The sequence below is a fragment of the Agrococcus terreus genome (genome assembly GCF_014645235.1).
GTDB lineage: Bacteria > Actinomycetota > Actinomycetes > Actinomycetales > Microbacteriaceae > Agrococcus > Agrococcus terreus.
In genome coordinates this window covers 751,322-773,553 of the sequence record NZ_BMLM01000002.1, presented here as the reverse complement: position 1 = coordinate 773,553, position 22,232 = coordinate 751,322, and the positions used below count along the sequence as shown (strand labels likewise).

17 protein-coding genes are annotated in these 22,232 nt (G+C 74.9%); 8 read left to right on the top strand and 9 right to left on the bottom strand.

The window, feature by feature from the left end; genetic code table 11:
- The first annotated feature begins 108 nt into the window (after window positions 1-108).
- The 5 genes from paaI (at window position 109) to IEW90_RS13515 (ending at window position 4,153) form a co-directional block, all read left to right on the top strand.
- Window positions 109-603 carry a hydroxyphenylacetyl-CoA thioesterase PaaI gene (gene paaI, locus IEW90_RS13535; RefSeq protein ID WP_229679684.1) on the top strand — a complete coding sequence of 165 codons (495 nt, stop codon included), beginning with the start codon at window positions 109-111 and terminating at the stop codon, window positions 601-603.
- Between the two features lie 77 nt (window positions 604-680).
- Complete coding sequence (gene paaK / locus IEW90_RS13530) at window positions 681-2,006, top strand: phenylacetate--CoA ligase PaaK (protein ID WP_188718788.1); 1,326 nt, start codon at window positions 681-683, stop codon at window positions 2,004-2,006.
- A gap of 111 nt (window positions 2,007-2,117) precedes the next feature.
- Window positions 2,118-2,729, top strand: a complete 612-nt coding sequence (locus tag IEW90_RS13525; RefSeq protein ID WP_188718787.1) for a TetR/AcrR family transcriptional regulator — start codon at window positions 2,118-2,120, stop codon at window positions 2,727-2,729.
- A gap of 50 nt (window positions 2,730-2,779) precedes the next feature.
- Window positions 2,780-3,262 (top strand): nucleotidyltransferase domain-containing protein, encoded by a 483-nt coding sequence (locus IEW90_RS13520; protein WP_229679683.1) that lies wholly within the window; start codon window positions 2,780-2,782, stop codon window positions 3,260-3,262.
- Window positions 3,263-3,496: 234 nt separating this feature from the next.
- The gene (locus tag IEW90_RS13515; RefSeq protein WP_188718785.1) at window positions 3,497-4,153 is read left to right on the top strand and encodes a LysM peptidoglycan-binding domain-containing protein; all 657 of its coding nucleotides are present in this window, start codon (window positions 3,497-3,499) and stop codon (window positions 4,151-4,153) included.
- A gap of 128 nt (window positions 4,154-4,281) precedes the next feature.
- On the opposite strand, the gene paaZ is transcribed toward IEW90_RS13515, so the two are convergent.
- The 5 genes from paaZ to IEW90_RS13490 all read right to left on the bottom strand — a co-directional run bounded on the left by paaZ (window position 4,282) and on the right by IEW90_RS13490 (window position 9,847).
- Window positions 4,282-6,342: a phenylacetic acid degradation bifunctional protein PaaZ gene (gene paaZ, locus IEW90_RS13510; RefSeq protein WP_188718784.1), complete on the bottom strand. Its 2,061-nt coding sequence runs from the start codon at window positions 6,340-6,342 to the stop codon at window positions 4,282-4,284.
- A 169-nt stretch (window positions 6,343-6,511) separates the two neighbouring features.
- Window positions 6,512-7,396, bottom strand: a complete 885-nt coding sequence (locus IEW90_RS13505) for a 3-hydroxyacyl-CoA dehydrogenase family protein (protein ID WP_188718783.1) — start codon at window positions 7,394-7,396, stop codon at window positions 6,512-6,514.
- The gene (locus IEW90_RS13500; protein WP_188718782.1) at window positions 7,393-8,142 is read right to left on the bottom strand and encodes an enoyl-CoA hydratase/isomerase family protein; all 750 of its coding nucleotides are present in this window, start codon (window positions 8,140-8,142) and stop codon (window positions 7,393-7,395) included. Before IEW90_RS13500 ends, IEW90_RS13505 begins: the two co-directional genes overlap by 4 nt.
- Before the next feature lie 97 nt (window positions 8,143-8,239).
- Window positions 8,240-9,424: a thiolase family protein gene (locus tag IEW90_RS13495; protein WP_188718781.1), complete on the bottom strand. Its 1,185-nt coding sequence runs from the start codon at window positions 9,422-9,424 to the stop codon at window positions 8,240-8,242.
- A 198-nt stretch (window positions 9,425-9,622) separates the two neighbouring features.
- Window positions 9,623-9,847 (bottom strand): hypothetical protein, encoded by a 225-nt coding sequence (locus tag IEW90_RS13490; protein WP_188718780.1) that lies wholly within the window; start codon window positions 9,845-9,847, stop codon window positions 9,623-9,625.
- Window positions 9,848-9,959: 112 nt separating this feature from the next.
- Here IEW90_RS13490 and IEW90_RS13485 point away from each other — a divergent pair, with 112 nt between their 5' ends.
- Complete coding sequence (locus IEW90_RS13485; protein ID WP_188718779.1) at window positions 9,960-10,478, top strand: DinB family protein; 519 nt, start codon at window positions 9,960-9,962, stop codon at window positions 10,476-10,478.
- Window positions 10,479-10,650: 172 nt separating this feature from the next.
- Here IEW90_RS13485 and IEW90_RS13480 read toward each other — a convergent pair whose 3' ends face one another.
- A complete protein-coding gene (locus IEW90_RS13480; protein WP_229679682.1) occupies window positions 10,651-13,278 on the bottom strand; it encodes an ATP-dependent DNA ligase in 2,628 nt (875 codons plus the stop codon).
- A 1-nt stretch (window position 13,279) separates the two neighbouring features.
- Window positions 13,280-14,362: a non-homologous end joining protein Ku gene (ku, locus tag IEW90_RS13475; protein ID WP_188718778.1), complete on the bottom strand. Its 1,083-nt coding sequence runs from the start codon at window positions 14,360-14,362 to the stop codon at window positions 13,280-13,282.
- An 81-nt stretch (window positions 14,363-14,443) separates the two neighbouring features.
- On the opposite strand from ku, the gene IEW90_RS13470 reads away from it, so the two are divergent.
- Complete coding sequence (locus IEW90_RS13470) at window positions 14,444-15,547, top strand: carboxylate-amine ligase (RefSeq protein ID WP_188718777.1); 1,104 nt, start codon at window positions 14,444-14,446, stop codon at window positions 15,545-15,547.
- Window positions 15,548-15,661: 114 nt separating this feature from the next.
- Window positions 15,662-16,777, top strand: a complete 1,116-nt coding sequence (locus IEW90_RS13465) for a carboxylate-amine ligase (protein ID WP_188718776.1) — start codon at window positions 15,662-15,664, stop codon at window positions 16,775-16,777.
- Between the two features lie 124 nt (window positions 16,778-16,901).
- Here IEW90_RS13465 and IEW90_RS13460 read toward each other — a convergent pair whose 3' ends face one another.
- Both IEW90_RS13460 and IEW90_RS13455 read right to left on the bottom strand, forming a co-directional pair.
- A complete protein-coding gene (locus IEW90_RS13460; protein ID WP_188718775.1) occupies window positions 16,902-19,526 on the bottom strand; it encodes an ATP-binding protein in 2,625 nt (874 codons plus the stop codon).
- Between the two features lie 11 nt (window positions 19,527-19,537).
- Complete coding sequence (locus tag IEW90_RS13455) at window positions 19,538-22,165, bottom strand: DUF4062 domain-containing protein (RefSeq protein WP_188718774.1); 2,628 nt, start codon at window positions 22,163-22,165, stop codon at window positions 19,538-19,540.
- Window positions 22,166-22,232: the final 67 nt, after the last annotated feature.

Here is a 22,232-nt window from a genome sequence, read left to right as displayed (position 1 = left end):
ACGTTCAGTGAGTATAGTGGACCGCGACGCGCCCGTCGAGGGGGCGTCGGAGCCGCGATCGCCGACTGCGTCGAGCGCCGCGGCGGCGGCCGACTCGATGGAGAGCGCATGACCGGAACGACGGGCATCCTGCCCGACCTCGACCCCACCTGGGCCGCCACGATCATGGCGCGCACCGACACCGCCAAGGACGCCATGGGCGTCGAGATCGTCGAGCTCGAGCGCGGCCGCGCCGTGCTCTCGATGACGGTGCGCGACGAGATGGCGAACGGCTTCGGCATCACCCACGGCGGCTTCGTCTTCGCGCTCGCCGACACCGCCTTCGCCTACGCGTGCAACGAGGACGACCGCGTCACCGTCGCCTCCGGCGCCGACATCACCTTCGCGCGCGCCTCCCACGTCGGCACGCGCCTCACCGCCACCGCCGAGCGCCGCTGGCGCTCCGGCCGCAACGGCCTCTACGACGTGCGCGTCGCCGACGAGTCCGGCGCCGTCGTCGCCGAGTTCCGCGGCCGCTCGTTCACCACCGACCGGCCGCTGCCCGAGGTGCCCGGGCTCGAGGCGGCGGGCCTCGCCGTCGACGACACCCCGGTGGACACGTGAGCGGGCGCTGACGCGCGCCGCATCCGTCCCTCCCCGAACCCGCCCGCCCGCATCCCCGCATCGACGAAGGAGTCGCCATGCCCCGCACCGCCACCGCCGCCGCGACCGAGACGCTCGACCCCGCCGAGCGGCTAGGCCTCGAGGAGCTGCGCGCCCTGCAGCTCGAGCGGCTGCAGCAGAGCGTGCGGCACGCCTACGAGCACGTCGACGTCTACCGCCGCAAGCTCGACGAGGCCGGCGTGCACCCCGACGACATCCGCTCGCTCGACGACCTCCGCCGCCTCCCCTTCACGACGAAGGAGGACCTGCGGCAGAGCTACCCCTTCGGCATGTTCGCGGTGCCGATGGAGGACGTGGTGCGCATCCACGCGTCCTCCGGCACCACGGGACGCCCTACCGTCGTCGGCTACACGGCGAGCGACCTCGACCACTGGGCCGAGGTCGTCGCGCGGTCGCTGCGCGCGGCCGGCGTGCAGCGCGGCTGGAAGGTGCACAACGCCTACGGCTACGGCCTCTTCACGGGCGGCCTCGGCGCCCACGCGGGCATCGAGCGGCTCGGCTGCACCGTGATCCCGGTGTCGGGCGGGCAGACGGCGCGGCAGGTGCAGCTCATCCGCGACTTCGAGCCCGACGCCATCCTCTGCACCCCCTCGTACCTGCTCACGATCGCCGACGCGTTCGAGGCGCAGGGCCTCGACCCGCGCGAGACGAGCCTCAAGGTGGCCGTGCTCGGCGCCGAGCCGTGGACGAACGAGATGCGGCGCGAGCTCGAGGCGCGGTTCGACATCGACGCGGTCGACATCTACGGGCTCTCGGAGGTGATGGGGCCGGGCGTCGGCAACGAGTGCGTCGAGACGAAGGACGGCCCGCACATCTGGGAGGACCACTTCCTGCCGGAGGTCGTCGACCCCGAGACGCTCGAGCCTGTCGCCGACGGCGAGATGGGCGAGCTCGTCTTCACGTCGCTCACGAAGGAGGCGTTCCCGGTGCTGCGGTACCGCACGCGCGACCTCACGCGCCTCCTGCCGGGCACGGGCCGCCCGACCATGCGGCGCATCGAGAAGATCACCGGCCGCAACGACGACATGATCATCCTCCGCGGCGTGAACCTCTTCCCGACGCAGATCGAGGAGATCGCGCTCGAGATCGAGCACCTCACGCCGCACTTCGTGCTCGAGCTCGTGAAGCGGGGCCGGATGGACGGGCTGGTCGTGAAGATCGAGTGCACGCCCGGCGTGAAGCCGGTGATCGAGACGGCCGCGGCGGAGGTGCTGAAGGCCCGCATCAAGGAGCGGATCGGCACCTCGGTCGACGTCGAGGTCGTGCCGTCGGGCTCGCTGCCGCGCTCGGAGGGCAAGTACAAGCGCGTGTACGACTTGCGCGCGGAGGACTCACGACCGTGAGTCCTCCGCGCGCAAGGTCGAGGAGCGCGCCGCCGCAGGCGGCTCGCGTCACGAGACACCCTCGCCGCGAGCGAGCCGTTCCGCAGCGACCCCGCTGACAGGATGGACCCGATGACCACCGACGCCGCCCCCGGCGCGGCCGCCCGCCGCGGCCGCCCCGGCTACGACCGCGACCGCCTGCTCGCGGTCGTCGTGCAGGCGTTCAACGACCACGGCTACGAGGCGACGAGCCTCGGGATGCTCTCGGAGCGGCTCGGCCTCTCGCGCTCGGCGATCTACCACCACTTCGACTCGAAGGAGCAGATGCTCGAGGTCGCCCTCGCGCAGGCGCTCGACGGCCTCGAGGCGGTGTTCGACGAGCCGGAGGCGACCACGGGGCCGGCGGATGCGCGCATCCGGCACGTGCTGCGCGGCGCGGTGCTCGTGCTCACCGCCGAGCTGCCGTCGGTGACGCTGCTGCTGCGCCTGCGCGGCAACACCGAGGTCGAGCGGGCGGCGCTCGCGAGGCGCCGCGCGATCGACGGCCGGCTGCGGGCGCTCTTCGAGCGCGCTCGCGACGAGGGCACGCTGCGGCCCGAGGTCGATCCGCGGCTCGCGGAGCGGCTGACGTTCGGCATGGTCAACTCGCTCGTCGAGTGGTACCGACCCGACGGCCGCACGTCGCCCGAGGCGCTCGCCGACGCGGTGCTCGCCTACGTCGACGCGGGGCTCACGGCGCGCTGATGGCGGCTGCGGGCGGTACGGCCCGGGGGCCGGCGGACGCCTGGGCCGGCATGCCCGCGGTCGAGGTCGCGCGCATCGCGCGGCACCTCGCCGAGCTCGGCGCGACGTACCAGTGCAACGGCGGCTGGGCGGTGGATGCCCTGCTCGACAGGCAGGCGCGGCCGCACGGCGACCTCGACCTCTTCGTCGACGCATCCGTCGTGCCGGAGCTCATCGCGTGGCTCGAGGCCGACGGCTACCGGGTCGTCGAGGACTGGCCGCCCGTGCGGGTCGAGCTGCGCGACGGCGCACGCGCCGTCGACGTGCACCCGATGCGGATCGAGCGCGGCGGCGACGGCACGCAGGCGCTGCTCGACGGCGGATCGCTCGTGCACCAAGCAGAGGCGCGCGTCGTCGGCAGGGTGGACGGCGAGGCGCTCGTGGTGGCGGATGCGGCCACGCTGCTCGCGCTGCGGAACGGCCACGAGCTGCGCGATGTCGACAGGCACGACGTGGCGCTGCTGCGCGGGCTGCTCGACGGATCCGGGTCCTGACCGGGCCGGAACCGGAACGTCCGTCTCGAGGGCGTCGCGCATCGCGCCATCCTGCGCGTTCCGCAAGATCGTTACCCAATCGTGATCTTGGTGTATCGTCGACGGCTTGCAACCGCGAAGGGCTGCCACCGCATCCGCCCCGAGAGCCCTTCGCGCCACGGAATCGATGAGTTCCGGCCGGGCGGACGCGCGGCACCGACCGGTGCCGCGGGCAGGTGGGGCCGCGGAGTGCACATGCAGAACCCCACCATCACCGCCCGTCGCCCGAAGCGCGCCCTGCGCGCCGGCCTCGCCGTCGCCGCCTCCGGTGCGGCGGTCGCCGCCGGCCTCATGGTCGCCCCGGCGGCCAACGCCGCGAGCGACGCCACCTGGGACGCGCTCGCGCAGTGCGAGTCGGGCGGCAACTGGTCGATCAACACCGGCAACGGCTACTACGGCGGCCTGCAGTTCTCGCTGTCGACGTGGCAGGCCAACGGCGGCTCGGGCAACCCGGCCGACGCCTCGCGGGCCGAGCAGATCCGCGTCGCCGAGAACGTGCTCGCCACGCAGGGCTGGGGCGCCTGGCCCTCGTGCTCGGCGCAGATCGGCGCGAGCGGCTCGGCCGAGCCGCGCCAGGCCACCGAGCAGGCGACGCAGGCCACGCAGCAGGCGGCGCCGGCCGAGCAGGCCGCCGCGCCCGCCGAGGAGGCGACCACGAAGTCGTACGAGCTGCCGGACGTCGAGCGATCGGACGAGACAGTCGTCATCGAGCCCGGCGACACGCTCTACGACATCGCCGAGCGCGAGGACCTCGAGACGCACTGGCTCGGCATCTTCGCCGTGAACCAGGACACGATCAGCGACCCGAACCTCATCCGCGCGGGCGCGTCGATCTACCTCCCGCAGGAGTAGTCCCGCCGCGCACGACGACGGCCCGCCCCGCATCCGCGGCGGCGGGCCGTTCGCGCGATCTCGACCGGGCCAGCGGTCGGCCGAGGCGATGATCCGCTCCGCCGACCACTGGACCGGTCGAGGAGTCGTCAGCGGGTCTTGGCCACGTAGGTCAGCACGTCGTACTTCGCGACGACCTCGTCGTGCTGGTTCTCGAGCACCGCATCCCAGCGAACCTCGCCGTACTCCTCGGTCTCGCGCGGCGTGATCTGCTTGGCCGTGAGGGTCACGCGGATGCTGTCGCCCGGCGAGACCGGGGTCATGAACTTCAGGTGCTCGAGGCCGGTGTTGGCCAGCACCGGGCCCGGCGCGGGCTCCACGAACAGGCCCGCCGCGAACGACACGAGCAGGTAGCCGTGGGCCACCCGGCCGGGGAAGAACGGGTTCGCGGCCGCGGCCTCCTCGTCCATGTGCGCGTAGAACTCGTCGCCCGTGAAGCGGGCGAAGTGCTCGATGTCGTCGAGCGTGACCTCGCGCGGCGCCGAGACCACCTGGTCGCCGATGCGCAGCTCCGCGAGCGACTTGCGGAACGGGTGCTCGCCCGCCGCCGACACCGGAGCGCCCGGATGCCACACGCCCGTCACGGCGGTGAGCATCGCGGGGCTGCCCTGGATGGCGGTGCGCTGCATGTGGTGGAGCACCGAGCGGATGCCGCCCAGCTCCTCGCCGCCGCCGGCGCGGCCGGGGCCGCCGTGCACGAGCATCGGCAGCGGCGAGCCGTGGCCCGTGGAGGAGCGCGCGTCGTCGCGGTCGAGCAGCAGGATGCGGCCGTTGTGCGGGGCGATGCGGCGCGTGAGGTCGGCGACGAACGCGCCGTCGTGGCTCGCGACCGAGGTGACGAGCGAGCCGCCGCCGCGGCCGACGAGCTCGGCCGCCTGCTCGGCCGAGCCGTACTCGACGAGCGACGAGACCGGGCCGAACGCCTCGATCGAGTGGAGGGCCTCCGCCTCCGGGTCGGCGAAGCGCAGCAGGGTCGGCGCCACGAAGGCGCCGCCATCGGCGTCGCCCCGCGAGCCGTCGGCGAGCAGCACGTCGATCGCGCCGCCGCCGCCCACGAGCACCTCGGCGCCGCCGTCCGTGAGGCGGCCCACCTGGCGCAGCACCTCGTCGCGCTGCTCGACCGACGCCAGCGGGCCCATCGTCACGCCCTCGGCGCGCGGGTCGCCCACGACGACCTTCGCGGCGATGCGCTCGCGCACGGCCTCGGCCACCGCATCCGACATGCCGCTCGGCACGATCGCGCGGCGGATCGCGGTGCACTTCTGGCCCGCCTTGGAGGTCATCTCGGCGACGAGGCCGCGCACGTACGCGTCGAACTCGGGGGTGCCGGGCACCGCATCCGGGCCCAGCACCGAGGCGTTGATCGAGTCGGTCTCGGCGGTGAAGCGCACGCCGCGGTCCTGCACGGCCGCATGGCCGCGGAGGCCGTCGGCGGTGGAGGCGGAGCCGGTGAAGCCCACCGTGTCGCCCAGGCGCAGGTGGTCGAGCAGGTCGCGCGCGGAGCCCGAGACGATCTGCACCGAGCCGGCGGGCAGCAGGCCCGTCTCGGCGAGGATGCGCACCATGTGCTCGGCGACGTAGCCCGTGGGCGTCGCGGGCTTGATGAGCGTCGGCATGCCGGCGAGGAAGGCGGGCGCGAGCTTCTCGAGCGAGCCCCAGACCGGGAAGTTGAAGGCGTTGATCTGCACCGCGACGCCGGGGAGCGTGGTGGCGATGTGGCGGCCGAGGAACGAGCCGTCCTTCGAGAGCGGCTCGACCGGGCCGTCGAGGTACACCGTCGATTGCGGCATCTCGCGGCGGCCGCGGCTCGAGTAGGCGAAGAGCACGCCGATGCCGCCATCGATGTCGACCCACGAGTCGGCCTTCGTCGCTCCCGTGCGGGCCGAGAGCTCATACAGCTCGCCCTTGCGCTCGGTGAGGGCGAGCGCCATCCGCTTCAGCAGGATCGCGCGCTGGTGGAACGTGAGCGGCGCGAGGCTGTGGTGGCCGACCTGGCGCGCGTGCTCGAGCGCGGCCGCGACGTCGAGGCCGTCGGTCGAGACGAGCGCGACCGGCTCGCCGGTGCTCGCGTCGCGCACCTCCGTCGTGCGGGCGCCCTCGGCGGGCTCCCACCAGGCGTCCTGGACGTAGCTGGGCAGCGTGCGGGTCATCGTCGTCCCTCTCTTCGCTCTCGCGGTCGTGTCGTGTCGGTGTCGGTCTGTTCGCCGAACTTCCCTGAATCCGTACGTTTCAGCCCGAAAGGGGGTATTCGGGGAAGTTCGATGGATGCTGTGGTGCGCGTGCGGCGCGGGCAAGCGTGCGTCGGCGACGGGCGGGCGGTCAGTCCCAGTCGTAGAACCCTCGGCCGGCCTTCCGGCCGAGCCGGCCCTCCGCGACCATCTGCCGCAGCAGCGCCGGCGGCGCGAACCGTGGCCCGAGGTCGCGCTCGAGCTGCTCGGCGATGCCGAGGCGCACGTCGAGCCCCACCACGTCGGTGAGCCGCAGCGGGCCCATCGGGTGCTTGTAGCCGAGCTCCATCGCGGCATCGATGTCGCCGGGGCTCGCGACGCCCTCCTCGACCATCCGGATCGCCTCGAGCCCGATCGCGACGCCCAGCCGCGACGACGCGAAGCCCGGGGCGTCGTGCACGGTCACGGGCACCTTGCCGATCGCCTCGACCCAGGCGCGCGCGGCGTTCGCGAGGTCGCCGCCGGTCTCCTCGCCGAGCACGATCTCGACCAGGCCGGATGCCGGCACCGGGTTGAAGAAGTGGAGGCCCACGAAGCGGCCCGGTCGCGCCAGGCCCGCCGCGAGGCGCGTGATCGAGATGGACGAGGTGTTGCTCGCGAGGGACGCGGTCGGCGCCAGCACCGCCTCGACGCGCGCGAGCGCATCCGCCTTGAGCGCCTCGTCCTCGGGCACCGCCTCGACGACGAGGCCGCAGCCCGCGAAGGCGGCCATGTCGGTCGCGGTCGTCAGGCGGCCCTCGAGCTCATCGAGCGGCTCGGCCCAGCCGCGCTCGACGCTGCGGCGGAGGCTCTCGCGCACCCGCTCGAGCGCGCTCGCGGCGGCGGCGGCGTCGCGCTCGACGACGACCACCTGGCTGCCGGCGAGCACGAACGCGTGCGCGATGCCGGCGCCCATGCGGCCGCCGCCCAGCACGCCCACGCGCTCCGGGGCGCCCGCGCCGACCTCGGCGTCGGTGGTGTCGATGCTGTCGCTCATGCCTGCTCCCGCTTCGATCGACGCTCGAGGAACGCGGTCATCCGCCGCTCCTTCTCGGGGCTCTCGAACAGCACCGCCTGCTCGGCGAGGTCGGCCTCCGGATGCGCGGCGCGGGGCGCGAGCAGCATCCGCTTCGTCGCCTGCGTGGCGGCCGGGTCGAGCCGCGCGATGCGGTCGGCGAGCTCGACCGCCCGCGCGAGCGCGGCCTCCGGCTCGAGCACGGCCGAGACGAGCCCGGCGGCGAGGGCCTCGTCGGCGCCGAGCACACGGCCGGTGAGCAGCAGCTCGCTCGCGAGCGCGTCGCCGACGATCTCCTGCAGGCGCCAGGTGGCGCCCGCGGCGGCGATGATGCCGAGCCCCGTCTCGGGGTTGCCGATCTGCAGCGTGGGCGTGCCGATCCGGATGTCGGCGGCGTACGCGAGCTCGGCGCCGCCGCCGAGCGCGTAGCCGTCGAGCACGGCGATCACCGGCATCGGCAGGGCGCGGATGCGCTGGAAGCAGCGGGTGTTGATGCCGGCGAGCGCGTCGGCGGCGCGGCGCTCGCGGAGCTGCGCGATGTCGGCGCCCGCGGCGAACGAGCCGCCCGTCCCGGCGAGGATCAGCGTGCGCCGCTCGACCTCGAGGCGCGCGCAGAGCCGGTGCAGCGCATCCACCGTCTCCTGGTCGATGGCGTTGCGCTTCTCGGGACGGTCGAGCACGGCCAGCACGTGGCTGTCGCGCTCCTCGATGCGCAGCGTCTCGCTCATCGTGCCCCTCCGTGGATCTCGACCGGGCCAGTGGTCGGCCGAGGGGATAGTGCCCTCGGCTGACCACAGAACCGGTTGAGGATGCGGGGGCGGGGGCTCACACGCGCTCCAGGATGATCGCGGTGCCCTGGCCGACGCCGACGCACATGGTGGCGAGGCCGTAGCGGCTGCCCTCGCGCTCCATGCGGCCGAGCAGCGTGACGATGAGGCGCGAGCCCGACGAGCCGAGCGGGTGGCCGAGCGCGATCGCGCCGCCGTCGGCGTTCACCCGGGCCGGGTCGAGCCCGAGGCGGCGGATGCACGCGAGCGACTGGGAGGCGAAGGCCTCGTTCAGCTCGACCGAGCCGATGTCGTCGATCGTGAGGCCCACCTTCCGCAGCGCGGCCTCGGTGGCGGGCACGGGGCCGAGCCCCATCACCTCGGGCGCGAGGCCCGCGGCGGCGTGCGCGACGATGCGGGCTCGCGGCGCGAGGCCGTGCTCGGCGACCGCCGCCTCGCTCGCGACGAGGATCGCGGATGCGCCGTCGTTGAGGCTCGAGCTGTTGCCCGCGGTGACCACGCTCCCGCCGCCCACGACCGGGCGGAGGCGGGCGAGCGCATCCGCCGTCGTCTCGCGGCGCGGCCCCTCGTCGGTGTCGACGAGCCCGGCCCTCGTCTCGACGCCGACGATCTCGGCGGCGAAGCGGCCAGCGTCGATCGCGTCGATCGCGCGGCGGTGGCTCTCGAGCGCGAACGCGTCGGCGTCCTCGCGGCTGATGCCGTCGAGCCGCGCGACCTCCTCGGCCGTCTCGGGCATCGAGTACGTGGCCTTCTCGCGCGCGACGAGCTGCGGGTTGGGGAAGCGCCAGCCGATCGAGGTGTCGTACGCCTCGCCGGGCTTCGCCCACGGCCGCTCCGGCTTCGCCTGCACCCAGGGCGCGCGCGTCATCGACTCGACGCCACCGGCGACGAGCAGGTCGGCGTCGCCCGCGCGGATCGCCTGCGAGGCGGTCGTGACGGCCGACATCCCGGAGGCGCAGAGCCGGTTGAGGGTCATGCCGGGCACGTGGTCGGGGAGGCCCGCGAGCAGCGCGGCCATGCGGGCGACGTTGCGGTTGTCCTCGCCGGCCTGGTTGGCGGCGCCGAGCAGCACCTCGTCGATGCGGGCGCCGGGGGCGGATGCGCGGGCGACGGCCTCGCGCACCACGAGCGCCGCGAGGTCGTCGGGTCGGACGCCGGCGAGCGCGCCGCCGTAGCGACCCACGGGGGTGCGCACGCCGCCGACGAGGTAGGCCTCGGCCATGGGACTCCTGACTCCGTCGTCGTGCCGTCGGCCGAATTAGTGACCGATCGTTCAGGAACACTGTAGGCCGGGTCGGAGGCGAGCCGCAACACGCGCGCGCACGCCGGGGCCCGCCTGGTCTCAACCGGCTCCCTGGTAGGGCATCGAGCTGAGCGCGATGCCCTACCAATAGGCCGGTTGAGACCAGGGGCGCGGGGGTCAGGAGGCGGCGGGCGCGGGGCGGATGCCCGGCGCGGCGGCGGGCATCGGGCGGCGGCCGGCGCGGGCGGTGCGGCGGGCGGCGAGCTCGCCGGCGAGCGCGACGAGGCCGAGCACGACGGTGCCGATCGACACGACGGTGGCCGCCGCGATCGCGAGCCCCGCGAGGCCGGTGAGCGCCACCTGCTCCAGCAGGTCGACGATGAGCATGACGTCCCTCTCCATGCCTCCGACGCTATGGATCCAGGCCCCGCGGCCGCGTCCGCCCCTGGTCGCGCGGGCGTCATCCCGGAGGATGATCCGCGCGCCGCCCGAGCCGAGGTGGGATGCTCGCAGCATGCCGATCGAGCCCGACACGAAGGACTGGACCTGGGTGCTGCGCGAGCGGTGCCCCGAGTGCGGGTTCGACCCGTCGCTCGTCGAGCCGCACGAGGTGGGCGGCCGCATCCGCGCCGCCGCCGCGGCGATGCACGCGCGCCTGCACGGCGAGGGCGTCGCCGAGCGGCCCGACGACGCGACGTGGTCGCCGCTCGAGTACGGCGCGCACATGCGCGACGTCTGCCGCGTCATGCACGCGCGGCTCGACCAGCTGCTCACCGAGGACGACCCGGAGTTCGCGAACTGGGACCAGGACGCCGCGGCCGTCGAGGGCGGCTACGCCACGCAGGATCCGGAACGGGTCGCCGTCGAGCTCGACCTCGCGGCCGCCGCGTTCGCGGAGGAGGCGGAGGCGGTGCCGACGCATGCGCTGCAGCGCCCCGGCCGCCGCTCGAACGGGTCGGTCTTCACCGTGGAGACGCTGCTCGTCTACGCGCTCCACGACCTCGAGCACCACGTGCACGACGTCGCGCGCTGACGTCTCCCACCCCTCCGCTGGTCGAGGAGGCCGGGCGCTCCTCGACCAGCGGGTGGGGTGGCGGCCGCTCCTCGACCAGCGGGTGGGGCGGCGGCAGCTCCTCGACCAGCGAAGAGACCAGCGGGTGGGGCGGCGGCAGGTCCTCGACCAGCGAAGAGACCAGCGGGTGGGGCTACAGGTCGCTCACGCGCTTGTCGTGCCGGAGACCGCGCCACACGGGGTGGCGGAGCGCGCCCGACGCGGTCTCCTCCGAGTGCTCCACCTCGGCCACGGCCGAGCGCACCCAGCGGATGCGCTTCCGCACGTCGGCGGGCACGTCGTCGATCGCGGGCGCCGTGCGCCGTGGCCGCAGCGCATCCCGCAGCCGGTCGCGCTCGGCGCCGCTGAATCCCGTGCCGACCCGGCCGATGTAGCGCAGCCTCCGCCCCTCCGGCCGCGCGAGCACGAGCGAGCCCACGGTGCCGGCGAGCCCGCCCTTGCCCTCGAGCCAGCCGACCACGACCACCTCGCGCATCTGCTGGTGCTTGAGCTTGAGCCAGTCGCTCGAGCGCGCGCCCGGCCGGTAGCGGCTGTCGCGCCGCTTGGCGATGACGCCCTCCAGCCCCCGCTCGCGCGTCACGTCGAGCACGTGCTGCAGCGAGCCGCGCAGCGGCCTCGAGATGCGCACGCGCCGCGAGGTCGCGACGAGCGCGTCGAGGCGCCCGTGCCGGTCGTCGAGCGGCACGTCGAGGATGCGCTCGCCGTTCACCTCGAGCAGGTCGAACAGCAGGAGCGTCACGGGAGAGCGCTTCGCCGCCGCGCGCGCCTCCCGGCCCGTGAGCCCGGCCCGCGCCTGGAGCGCGCCGAAGTCGGAGGCGCCCTCCATCCCCAGCACGACGACCTCGCCGTCGAGCACCGCCTGCCCCGTGCGCACGGCGCTCGCGATCGGCTCGAGCAGCTCGGGGAACGAGCCCGAGAGGTCGCCGCCCGAGCGGCTCAGCAGCCGCACCTCGCCGTGGTCGACCTCCACGAGCACGCGCCAGCCATCCCACTTCACCTCGAGCGACCACTCCCGCTCGTCGTCGAGGTCGCGCGGCTCGCCGGGCGAGGCGAGCATCGGACGGAGGCGCTCGCGGCGGCCGCCGGAGGAGGCGGATGCGCGCGAGGCGGTCGCGCGCGAGCCGACGGTCTTCGACGCCTTCGAGCTGCGCTTCCCGCCCTCGGCCGCCTTCGAGTCCGACTCCGGTGCGCCAGCGCCCGCACCCGCACCCGCATCCCCGTCCCGCTCCGCCTTCCGCTGCGCCTCGCGCGACCACGCGCCCTTCCGCTGGTCCTTCATGCGGTGCAGCAGCCACTGGCGCTTGTCGGCGTCGGTGCGGATGAGCGCGAAGCGGTACGGCTCGCCGCCGAGCCCGCCGTCGTCGCGCCCGTGCAGCACGCCGATCACCTCGTCGTCGCGCCACTTCTCGAGCTCGACGGTGCCCTCGTCCCAGATCGTGACGGTGCCGGCGCCGTACTCGCCCTTCGGGATCTCGCCCGCGAACGAGCCGTACTCGAGCGGATGGTCCTCGGTCTGCACCGCGAGGTGGTTGCGGCCCGCGGTGGTGGGCGGCCCCTTCGGCACCGCCCACGAGACGAGCACGCCCTCCTGCTCGAGCCGGAAGTCGTAGTGCAGGCGGCGCGCGTGGTGCTCCTGCACGACGAAGGTCGACTCGTCGCGCGGCGTCGGCGCCTCGGCCGGCACCGGCTCGGGCGTGCGCTCGGGGTCGCGCATCTCGCGGTACTTCGAGAGGCGGTCGGATGCGGGGGCCGGGTCGTCCGCGCCGCCCTTCGCCGAGGCCGCCGTGCCGCCCTTCCCGCGCCCCGCCGATGCCGTCGCCCGACCGCGCGCCGGCGCCGCGTCCCGCGGCGCATCGAGCTGCTCGTCGAGCCCGGCGAGCAGGTCGCCGTCGCGATCGAGCCGCCGCAGCACCTCGGGGTACTCGAGCTGCTCGAGGTGCCCGTGCTCGATCTCCTCCCACGTGCGCGGCGCCGCGACGGTCGGCCGCACGCGCCCGCGCAGCGAGTAGGGCGCGACGGTGGTCTTGGCGGCGGAGTTCTGGCTCCAGTCGAGCATCACCTTGCCGACGCGCTTCGCCTTGCGCATCTCGCTCACGACCCGGTCCGGGTGCAGCTGCTCCAGCGAGCGCGCGAGCTCGTGCGCGACGTCGCTCACCTGCCGCGACGTGAGCGTGCCGTCGAGGCGGGCGTACAGGTGGATGCCCTTGCTGCCGCTCGTGAGCGGCATCGGGTCGAGGCCCATGTCGATGAGCACCTCGCGCACCCACAGCGCCACCTCGGCGCAGTCGTCGATGTCGGCGCCCTCGCCGGGGTCGAGGTCGAGCACGAGGCGGTCGGGGTGCTGCCGCTCGCTGTCGATGCTCGCCCCGAACCCCGCATCTGCCCGCCACTGCGGCACGTGCAGCTCGAGCGCCGCGAGGTTCGCCATCCAGACCAGCGCCGCGGGCTCGGAGACGAGCGGATACGCCTTCACGCCCTCCGAGTGCTGGATGTCGACGGTCTCGAGCCAGTCGGGCGCGCCCCGCTCGAGCTGCTTCTGGAAGAACACCGCGCCGGGCTTGCGCTCCGTGCCGACGCCGTCGACCCAGCGCTTGCGCGTGACCGGGCGCCCGGCCGCATGGGCCATGAGCACATCGGCGACCTGCGCGTAGTAGTCGACGACGTCGCGCTTCGTCGTCCCCGTCTCGGGGTAGAGCACCTTCGCCGGGTTCGACAGCCGCACGACGCGGCCGCCGATGTCGAGCCGCTCGGCGGCCGGCACGTCAGGAGGCCTTCTTGGGCTTGGCCTTCGCGGTGTTCGTGGAGGACTTGGGCTTCGAGGAGGACTTCGAGCCGGATGCCTTGGTCCCGGATGCCTTGCTGCCGGATGCCTTGGACGTCGACGACCTCGAGGAGGGCTTCGACGTCGACTTGGCCCCGGACGCCTTCGACGTCGACTTCGCGCCGGCTGCCTTCGACGTCGACCCGGAGGACTTCGTCGTCGACGCCTTCGAGGACGAGGACGAGGACGAGGACGAGGACGAGGACGAGGACGATGACCCCTTCGACCCCGACCCGCCCGACCGCCGCTGGTCGACCGAGCGCTGCAGCGCCTCCATGAGGTCGATCACCTCGGCGCCCTCGTCGTCGTCGGTCTCGCCGAACGTCGCCGCGGTGTCGAGCGCGTCGCCCTGCTCGAGCTTCGCCTCGACGAGCGTGCGCATCTGCACCTGGTACTCGTCCTCGAACGAGGAGGGGTCGAAGTCCGACTCGAGGTCCTCCACGACCGCCCGCGCCAGGTCGAGCTCGCGCTCGGTGATGCGCGGCGCGCCGCCCTCGAGCGACTCGAACGTCGCCTCCCGCACCTCGTCGGCCCAGCGCAGGGTCTGCACCATCAGCACGTCGCCCTGCACGCGCATCGCCCCGAGGCGCGTGCGCTGCCGCAGCGAGAGCTGCACGATCGCGGTGCGGTCGGTCTCCTCGAGCACGCGGCGCAGCAGCACGTAGGCCTTCGCGCTCTTCGAGTCGGGCTCGAGGTAGTAGCTCTTCTCGAACAGGATCGGGTCGACCTGCTCGGTGGGCACGAACTCCACCACCTCGATCTCGCGGCTGCGCTCGGCGGGCAGCGACTTCAGGTCGTCCTCGGTGAGCACGACGGTCTGCTCGCCGTCGTCGTAGGCCTTGTCGATGTGGTCGTAGGGCACCTTCTTGCCGCACACCTCGCACTTGCGCTCGTACCGGATCCGCCCGTGGTCGGCGTCGTGCACCTGGTGGAGGGCGAGGTCGTGCTCCTCGGTGGCCGAGTACAGCTTCACCGGCACGTTCACGAGCCCGAACGAGATCGAGCCCTTCCAGATCGCTCGCATGGCCCGAGTGTCCCCCTGCTCCCTGGAAGCACGCAGGGGATGCCAAGGCTCGCGACGCATGCGGCTGGGACGCTCGTGCCCATGACGATGACGGCGCCTGCGCGCGCTCGCCTGCGGACGTTCGGCATCGAGGAGGAGATCGTGCTCCTCGACCCCGCCGTGCTCGCGCCGCTCGACGTCGCCGAGCGGGTGCTCGCCGCGATCCCGCCCGCCGACGCCGAGGGCGTCGAGCGGGAGCTGCTGCTCGCCCAGCTCGAGTTCGCCTCGCCCGTGCTCACGGGCCAGGGGGAGGCGGATGCGGCGCTGCGGCGGTTCCGCGCGGCAGTCGCGTCGGCCGCCGAGGGCGTCGGCGCGATGGCGGCGAGCGTCGGCTCGCCCGTCGGCGAGGGCGCGACGAGCGTGCGCGAGGGCGAGCGCTACGAGGGCTTCGAGGGGCTCATGGGCGCGCTGCTGCCCGAGCATCGGATGCAGGGCCTCCACGTCCACGTCGGCATCGCCTCCCGCGACGAGGGCGTGCGCGCCATGAACGCGCTCCGGCCGTGGCTCGCGCCGCTGCTCGCGCTCACGGCGAGCAGCCCGGTCAGCGGCGGCGCCGACACCGGGTTCGCGAGCTGGCGCACGGGCATCGCGCGGCGGCTCACCACCGCCGGTGCCCCGCCCGCCTTCGCCGACGCCGCCGACTACGACCGCCGCGCCGCAGCCCTCCTCGGCCTCGGGACGACGACCGATCGGGCCTCGCTCTGGTGGTCGATGCGGCTGTGCGAGCACCACCCGACCGTCGAGGTGCGCGTGTGCGATGCGCAGCTCACGAGCGGCGAGTCGGTGGCGGTCGCGCTCCTCGTGCGCGCGCTCGTCGACGTCGCGGCGGCCGGCGCGCTGCCGCACGCGCCCGCATCCGCCGCTCCCGAGCTCGTCGAGGCGGCGCTGTGGCACGCCGCGAAGCACGGCATGGCCGCCGGGCTGCACCACCCGGGCACGGCGCTGATGGCCGATGCCTGGACCGTCGTGGCCGCGATGCTCGAGCACGCTCGTCCGGCGCTCGCGGCCTCGGGCGACCTCGCGCGGGTCGACGCGTGGCTCGCGCGCGTGCGCGTCGACGGCACCGGCGCCGACCGGCAGCGCGCCGCGCTCGCGCACGGGCTGCCGGCCCTCGGCGCGCTGCTGCGGGGCGCCTTCACGGCGTAGGCGCAGGCGTGCCCCCTGGCGGCGGCCCTCGGCGCGCTGCTGCGGGGCGCCTTCACGGCGTAGGCGCAGGCGTGCCCCCTGGCGGCGGCCCTCGATCTGGGGGACGATCCGAGCATGACGATGGTCCAGCACCTCGTGACGGCGCAGCGCAGCTTCGGCATCGAGGAGGAGGTCATGCTCCTCGATCCCGAGACGCTCGCCCCCGTCGACGTGGCCGACGAGGTGATCGCCGAGCTCGACGGCGCGCCCGGCGACGCGTCGGTCGGCTGGATCGGCCACGAGTTCCTGCGGGCGCAGGTCGAGTTCTCATCGCCCGTGCTCGCCGACGGCGACGCGGCCGCGCGCGTCGTCGGCGCGTTCCGCGCAGCGCTCGCGGGCGCGGCCGACCGCCGCGGGCTCGTCGCCGCGAGCATCGGCGCACCCGTCGGCGCGGGCGTCTCGCGGGTGGCGGAGGGCGACCGCTACGAGCGATTCTGCGACGAGCTCGGCGCGATCGCCGCCGACCACCGGATCATGGGCCTCCACGTGCACGTGGGCGTCGCCTCCCGCGAGGAGGGCGTCGTGGCGATGCGGGGGCTGCGGCCGTGGCTCGCGCCCCTCCTCGCGCTCACCGCGAACTCGCCCTGCTTCGCCGGCCACGACACCGGCTTCGCGAGCTGGCGCACGATCGTCGGACGCCGCTTCACCACCGCGTCGGTGCCGCCCGACTTCCTGGACGCCGCCGACTACGACGAGCGGATCCGGGCGCTCGTCGGGCTCGGCACGACGCTCGACCTCGGCTCGATCGCATGGATGATGCGGCTCGCCGAGCGCTACCCCACGCTCGAGCTGCGGCTCTTCGACGCGCAGCTGCGCGGTGGGGAGGCGGTCGCGGCGGCGCTGCTCTCGCGTGCGCTCGTCGACGCGGCGGCCGCGGGCCTGCTCCCGCACGCGCCGGCGGCCGCGCGGCCCGAGCTCGTCGACGCGGCCGTGTGGCACGCCGCCCGGCACGGCCTCGACGACGGCCTGCTGCATCCCGAGACCGGCGAGCTGGCGCCCGCGTGGACGGTGGTCGAGCGGATGCTGGCGCACGCGGCGCCCGCGCTCGAGGCGAGCGGCGACCGCGCGCTCGTCGACGGCGCCGTCGCGCGCATCCGCCGCGAGGGCACGGGCGCCGAGCGGCAGCGCGCGGCGCTCTCGGAGGGCGACGGCGCGCTGCGGCGGCTGCTGCGCACGAGCTTCGCCGCCTGAGCGCCACCGGCCCGCGACGCCGGCGCCGATGCCGCGAACGGGTGGTCGCTCGTGGCCCCCTTGGCGGCCCCGCAGCGGGCCACCAGTGACGACCCGATGCATCGGCGGAAGGTCCACGGCAGCGTCAGGCGGGCGCGGCGGTTGCTGCGGGCGCACCGCCGCGGCCGGCGAGCGCGTAGGCGGCCGCCTCGAGCGCGCCGTAGTCGCGACCGCGCTCCTCGGCGGCGCGCAGCCGGGCCGCATCGGCGCGCTCGGCGAGCGCCGCGAGGTAGCGCGGGTGGAAGACGAACGCCGGCGCGTCGAACATGGCCGTGCGGCGGCGGATGGCGTCGGCGGCGCCCGAGAGCACGCCGGCGCGCTCGACGTCGTCGCGCTCCGCGGCGATCGCCGCCAGCCCCTCGAGCGCGTACGCGATGCCCTCGTCGTGCCGCAGCGCCACGGAGCCCTGGATCGCGTCGAGGAACAGCGCCTCCGACTCCTCCAGCCGCCCGGCGAAGAGCCGCATCCGGGCCAGGTGGTGCGTGGCGATCGTGCCCGAGAAGCGGTCGCCGCCGCCGACCGCCGCCGCCATCGAGCGCTGGAACCGCTGCGCGGCCCCCTCGGTGTCGCCCGTGATGGCCGAGATCCGGCCGAGCGCGACGAGCGCGAGCGACTCGCCCCATCCGGCCCGCAGCGCCCGGAAGCGTCGGGCGCCCTCCTCCAGGCGGTCCACCGCGGCCGCGAGGTCGGGCGCCTCGGTGCTCGCCTCGGCGAGGCCCGCCGTGGCGACGGCCATCGCCGCGCCCAGCTCGTCGCCCGCCCCCGCGTACTGCTCGGCGGCGCGCAGCAGCGCCGGCGGGAGCGCCGGCGAGGGCGCGACCCACATGTCGCGCCAGCAGACGTAGAAGGTGGCGATCGCCTCGGTGCGCGGCGCGAGCGGCTCGTCGCGGCCGAGCAGCTCCTCCATCCACAGCGCCACCTCGGCGAGGTAGCCGCCGACCCACCAGTAGAGGAACAGCCGCCACGCCATGTCGGCCGCCGCATCCGCCTCGCCCGCCCCGAGCAGGTGCCGCACGGCCGCCCGCAGGTTGCCGCGCTCGAGATTGAGCCGGGCGACCGCGCCGCCCTGCAGGTCGATGCCCGTGCCGCGGCCCTGGCGCTGGGCGAGCTCGACGTAGACGGCAGCGTGGGCCGCGCGCGCCGCGGCCTCCTCGCCCGCTTCGCGCAGCCGCTCCACCCCGTGCTCGCGCACCGTCGCGAGCATCGAGAACACGGCCGCGCCGTCGACCTCCGTCTGCTCGAGCAGCGAGCTGTCGACGAGCGTGCCGAGCACCGCCACGACGTCGGCCTCCCATCCGCGCGCCTGGGCGAGCGCCTCCACCGACTCGAGCGCGAAGCCGGGCGAGAAGACGGAGAGGTCGCGCAGCGCGCGCCGCTCGGCCTCGGCGAGCAGGCTCGTCGACCAGTCGATCGTCGAGCGCAGCGTGCGCTGCCGCGGCGGCAGGTCGCGCGAGGCGTCGACGAGCAGCGGCAGCTGGCGGTCGAGCCGCTGCAGCACCGCCGCGGGCGTGAGCACGCGCATGCGGGCGGCGGCGAGCTCGATCGCGAGCGGCACGCCCTCGAGCATCCGGCAGATGCCGACCACCGCCTCCGCGTTCTGGTCGGTCACCTCGAAGTCGGGCTTCACCGCCCGCGCGCGCTCGACCAGCAGCTCGACGGCCGCGGCGCCGCGGGCGCGGGCGACGGAGTCGGGGGAGGCGGGGTCGTGCGTCGGCAGCGGCGGCACGTCGACCACGCGCTCGCCGCGCACCCGCAGCAGCGCGCGGCTCGTCACCAGCAGCACGGCGTCGGGCGCGATCGTGAAGAGCCGCACGAGGATGGGCGCCGCCTCGAGCAGCTGCTCGAAGTTGTCGAGCACGAGCAGCAGCCGCCGCCCGGCGAGCGCGATCGACAGGCGCTCCTCGAGCGGCAGGTCGCCGGCGTCGCGCACCCCCAGGGCGTAGCCGATCGTCGGCAGCAGCAGCTCGGGCTCGAGCACGTTCTCGAGCGGCACGAACGCCGCCCCGCCCGGGAACGACTCCGCGGCCGCCTGCGCCACCGCGATCGCCAGCCGGCTCTTGCCGATGCCGCCCGGGCCCAGCAGCGTGACGAGCCGCGTGCCTTGCTCCTGCAGCATCCTGAGCACCGACGCGACCTCGGCGTCGCGGCCGATGAGCCGCGTGTACGGGGAGGGGATGCGCGCCTCGAGCGGCAGGGCGGGCGCGCGCGGGGCGGGCTCGTCGGCGTCGGTCGGCGGCGTGCGGGAGGCGTCGAACCGCTCCGCGAGCAGCGTCGCGAGGTCGGCCTCGACGAGCTCGGCGAGCTCCTCCGGCGTGCGGAACGCCTTCCACGACGCGGCGTCGTCGTCCTGGATGCGCGCCACGAGCGCCTCGAGCCGCGGCTCCCGCTCGCCGTCCTCGCGCAGGTAGATGAGGCGCGGCATCGCCGGTGGCGCGAGCCGGTACTCGTCCTCGAGGCCCGACACCTCCTCGCCCGGCGCGACCCAGCCGTACCGCTCGCCGTAGACGCCCACGAAGACGTCGCTCTGCTCGAGGTAGGCGCGGTAGAGCTCGCGGGGCGGATGCGGCCGCGCGCCGAGCTCGAACATCACGGGCGCGAGGCGCAGCCGCTCGATCGCCGCGCGCACCGCGCGCCGCTCCGGCTCGAGCTCGCGGAGGGTCGAGGAGACGAAGATGCGCAGCCGCTGGTCGGGGGTGCGGATGCCGCTCACCGCTGCGCCGCTCACCACTGGGCCAGCGCCGTCCGGATCGCGCCGCGCTCGTCCTCGGGCAGCGCGAGCGCGATCGCCTCGGCGACCGAGAGGTCGCGGCCGTGCCGCTCGCCCGCGGCCACCCCATCCGGATCCCTGCGCCGCATCGCGTCGAGCTGCGGCGTGTGCACCGTGAACGCCTCGGCGTCGAACACGCCGATCCGCTGCCGGATCTGGTCGGCCGCCGCCGACAGCGCGCCGGCCCGCTCGCCGTCGCCCCGTGCCGCCGCGACCGCGCAGAGCCCCTCGAGGCCGTACGCGACGCCCTCCTCGAAGTGCAGCCGGATCGAGACGAGCAGCGTGCGCACGCAGCCGGACTCCGCCGCGTTGACCTCGCCGCGCACGAGCTGCAGCCGCGCCTGGTGGTTGCCCGCGACCGACAGGGTGAAGAGGTCGCCGCTCGCCGCCGCCACCTCGGTCGCGCGGTCGAAGCGCGCCTGCGCCTCGTCGGTGCGGCCGCGCAGCCACGCGAGCCGGCCGCGTGAGACCTCGGTGATCGCCTCCGCCCACGCGTTGCCGAGCGCCCGCAGCCGCTCGACCGCCACGGCGAGCTCCTCGTCGGCGAGGTCGAGGGCCGGATGCGGCAGCTGCAGCCGGGCGGTCGCGCGGGCCGCCGTCGCCATCGCCGCCGCATCCTCGTCGCCCGACTCGTCGAACAGGCGCACGCACTCGCCGAGCCCCTCGACGACCGCCTCGGTCGGCGCCTGCCACAGCTCGCTCCACAGCACGAAGAAGCGCGCGACGGCGCGCGTGTGCGCCGTGATGGGGCGGTCCTTGCCGAGCAGCTCGAGCATCCACACCCGCACCTCGCCGAAGAAGCCGGCGATCCACCAGTAGACGAGCATCCGCCACGCGTAGTCGCCGGCGTCGTCGAGCCGGTCGGTGTGCACGAGGTGCCGCACGGCGGCGCGGAGGTTGGGCAGCTCGAGGCCCAGCTGCACGACCGCCTCGCCCTGGCCGGCGCCCCGCAGGCCCGGCGCGACGCGCTCCACGAGCGCGCTGTAGTGGTCGGCGTGCGCCGCGCGCATCCGGCCCACGTCGCCCTGCTCGCGCAGCCGCTCGAGCGAGTGCTCGCGCACCACCTGCAGCAGCGAGAGCACGGTGCGGCCGCTCAGCTCGCCGCGCTTGACGAGCGAGGCGTCGACGAGTGCCTCGATCGCCTCGACCTCCTGCCCCTCCCAGGGCCGGCCGCGGCCGATCGCCTCGACCGCCTCCAGCGTGAACTGGCGGGCGAAGACGCCGAGGTCGGCCAGCAGCGCCCGCTGCTCGGGCGGCAGGAGGCTGACGCTCCAGTCGATCGTCGCGCGCATCGTGCGGTGCCGGTCCGGCAGGTCGCGCGCGGCCGCCGTGAGCATCGGCAGGCTGCGCTCGAGCCGGTCGGCGATCTGCCGCGGCGTGAGCAGGCGCGACTTCGCGGCGGCCAGCTCGATGCCGAGCGGCAGGCCCTCCAGCTGCCGGCAGACCTCGGCGACGGCCGCCGCGCTCTCCTCTGTCAGTGCGAAGTCGTCCTTGACGGCGCGGGCGCGGTCGACGAACAGGGCGCCCGCCGACGAGCGCTGCACCCGCTCGATGCCGGGCCGCGCGCCCGCGGCCGGCAGCCCGAGCGCCCGCACCTCGTAGACGCGCTCGCCGCGCACCCGCAGCACCGCACGGCTCGTCACGAGCATCGTCGTCTGCGGCGCGAGGTCGTAGAGCCGCACGAGCAGCGGCGCGGCGTCGACGATCTGCTCGAAGTTGTCGAGCACGAGCAGCACGCGGCGGCCGGAGAGGGCGCGGGCGACGCGCTCCTCGAGCGCCGCCTCGCCGTTGTCGCGGATGCCGAGCACGTAGGCGATCGTCGGCAGCAGCAGGCCCGGCTCGAGCACGCCCTCGAGCGGCATGAAGTAGCGGCCGTCGGGGAAGAGGTCCTCGGTGGCGCGCGCGATCTCGATCGCGAGGCGGCTCTTGCCGATGCCGCCGGGGCCCACGAGGCTCACGAGCCGGTCGTCACCCGCGAGCAGCGCCCGCACCTCCTCGACCTCGCGGTCGCGCCCGATCGTGCTGGTGTACGGCACGGGGATGCGCGGGCTCGGCGTGGGCGGGATCTCCTCCGGCCCGCCGCCTGCGAGCTGCTGGCGCGACTCGTCGAACCGCTCGGCGAGCAGCGTCGCGAGGTCGGTCGACACCTGCTCCTCGAGGTCCTCGGCCGACACGAACGGCAGGTAGGCGGCGGTGTCGTCGGTCTGGATGCGGCCGATGAGCGCGTCGAGGCGCGGGTCGCGCCGGTCGGAGGCGCGGATGTAGATGAGCTTCGGCATGCCGTCGGGCACGAGGTCGTACTCGTCCTCGAGCCCGGAGATCTCCTGACCGGGCGCGACCCAGCCGTAGCTGTCGGCGTAGATGCCCACGAAGACGTCGCTCTGCGCGAGGTACGAGCGGTAGAGCTCGCGGGGCGGGTGGGGCCGCGCGCCGAGCTCGAACATGACGGGCGCGAGGCGCATCCGCTCGATCGCGGCCCGGGCGGCGCGGCGCTCCTCGGCGAGCTCGCGCAGGGTCGAGCTCACGAACACGCGGATCCGCTGGTCGGGGGTGCGGATCACGGGACGGCCGCCGCCGGTCATGGCGACATCATGGCCCGCGCATGGCTGGACCGCCACCATCCTGAGCGATCCTTGGGGGACGGCCGCC

Coding starts and splice junctions, on each gene's coding strand:
- paaI (WP_229679684.1), top strand. CDS start 109: ATGACCGGAACGACGGGCATCCTGCCCGACCTCGACCCCACCTGGGCC.
- paaK (WP_188718788.1), top strand. CDS start 681: ATGCCCCGCACCGCCACCGCCGCCGCGACCGAGACGCTCGACCCCGCC.
- IEW90_RS13525 (WP_188718787.1), top strand. CDS start 2,118: ATGACCACCGACGCCGCCCCCGGCGCGGCCGCCCGCCGCGGCCGCCCC.
- IEW90_RS13520 (WP_229679683.1), top strand. CDS start 2,780: ATGCCCGCGGTCGAGGTCGCGCGCATCGCGCGGCACCTCGCCGAGCTC.
- IEW90_RS13515 (WP_188718785.1), top strand. CDS start 3,497: ATGCAGAACCCCACCATCACCGCCCGTCGCCCGAAGCGCGCCCTGCGC.
- paaZ (WP_188718784.1), bottom strand. CDS start 6,342: ATGACCCGCACGCTGCCCAGCTACGTCCAGGACGCCTGGTGGGAGCCC.
- IEW90_RS13505 (WP_188718783.1), bottom strand. CDS start 7,396: ATGAGCGACAGCATCGACACCACCGACGCCGAGGTCGGCGCGGGCGCC.
- IEW90_RS13500 (WP_188718782.1), bottom strand. CDS start 8,142: ATGAGCGAGACGCTGCGCATCGAGGAGCGCGACAGCCACGTGCTGGCC.
- IEW90_RS13495 (WP_188718781.1), bottom strand. CDS start 9,424: ATGGCCGAGGCCTACCTCGTCGGCGGCGTGCGCACCCCCGTGGGTCGC.
- IEW90_RS13490 (WP_188718780.1), bottom strand. CDS start 9,847: ATGGAGAGGGACGTCATGCTCATCGTCGACCTGCTGGAGCAGGTGGCG.
- IEW90_RS13485 (WP_188718779.1), top strand. CDS start 9,960: ATGCCGATCGAGCCCGACACGAAGGACTGGACCTGGGTGCTGCGCGAG.
- ku (WP_188718778.1), bottom strand. CDS start 14,362: ATGCGAGCGATCTGGAAGGGCTCGATCTCGTTCGGGCTCGTGAACGTG.
- IEW90_RS13470 (WP_188718777.1), top strand. CDS start 14,444: ATGACGATGACGGCGCCTGCGCGCGCTCGCCTGCGGACGTTCGGCATC.
- IEW90_RS13465 (WP_188718776.1), top strand. CDS start 15,662: ATGACGATGGTCCAGCACCTCGTGACGGCGCAGCGCAGCTTCGGCATC.
- IEW90_RS13455 (WP_188718774.1), bottom strand. CDS start 22,165: ATGACCGGCGGCGGCCGTCCCGTGATCCGCACCCCCGACCAGCGGATC.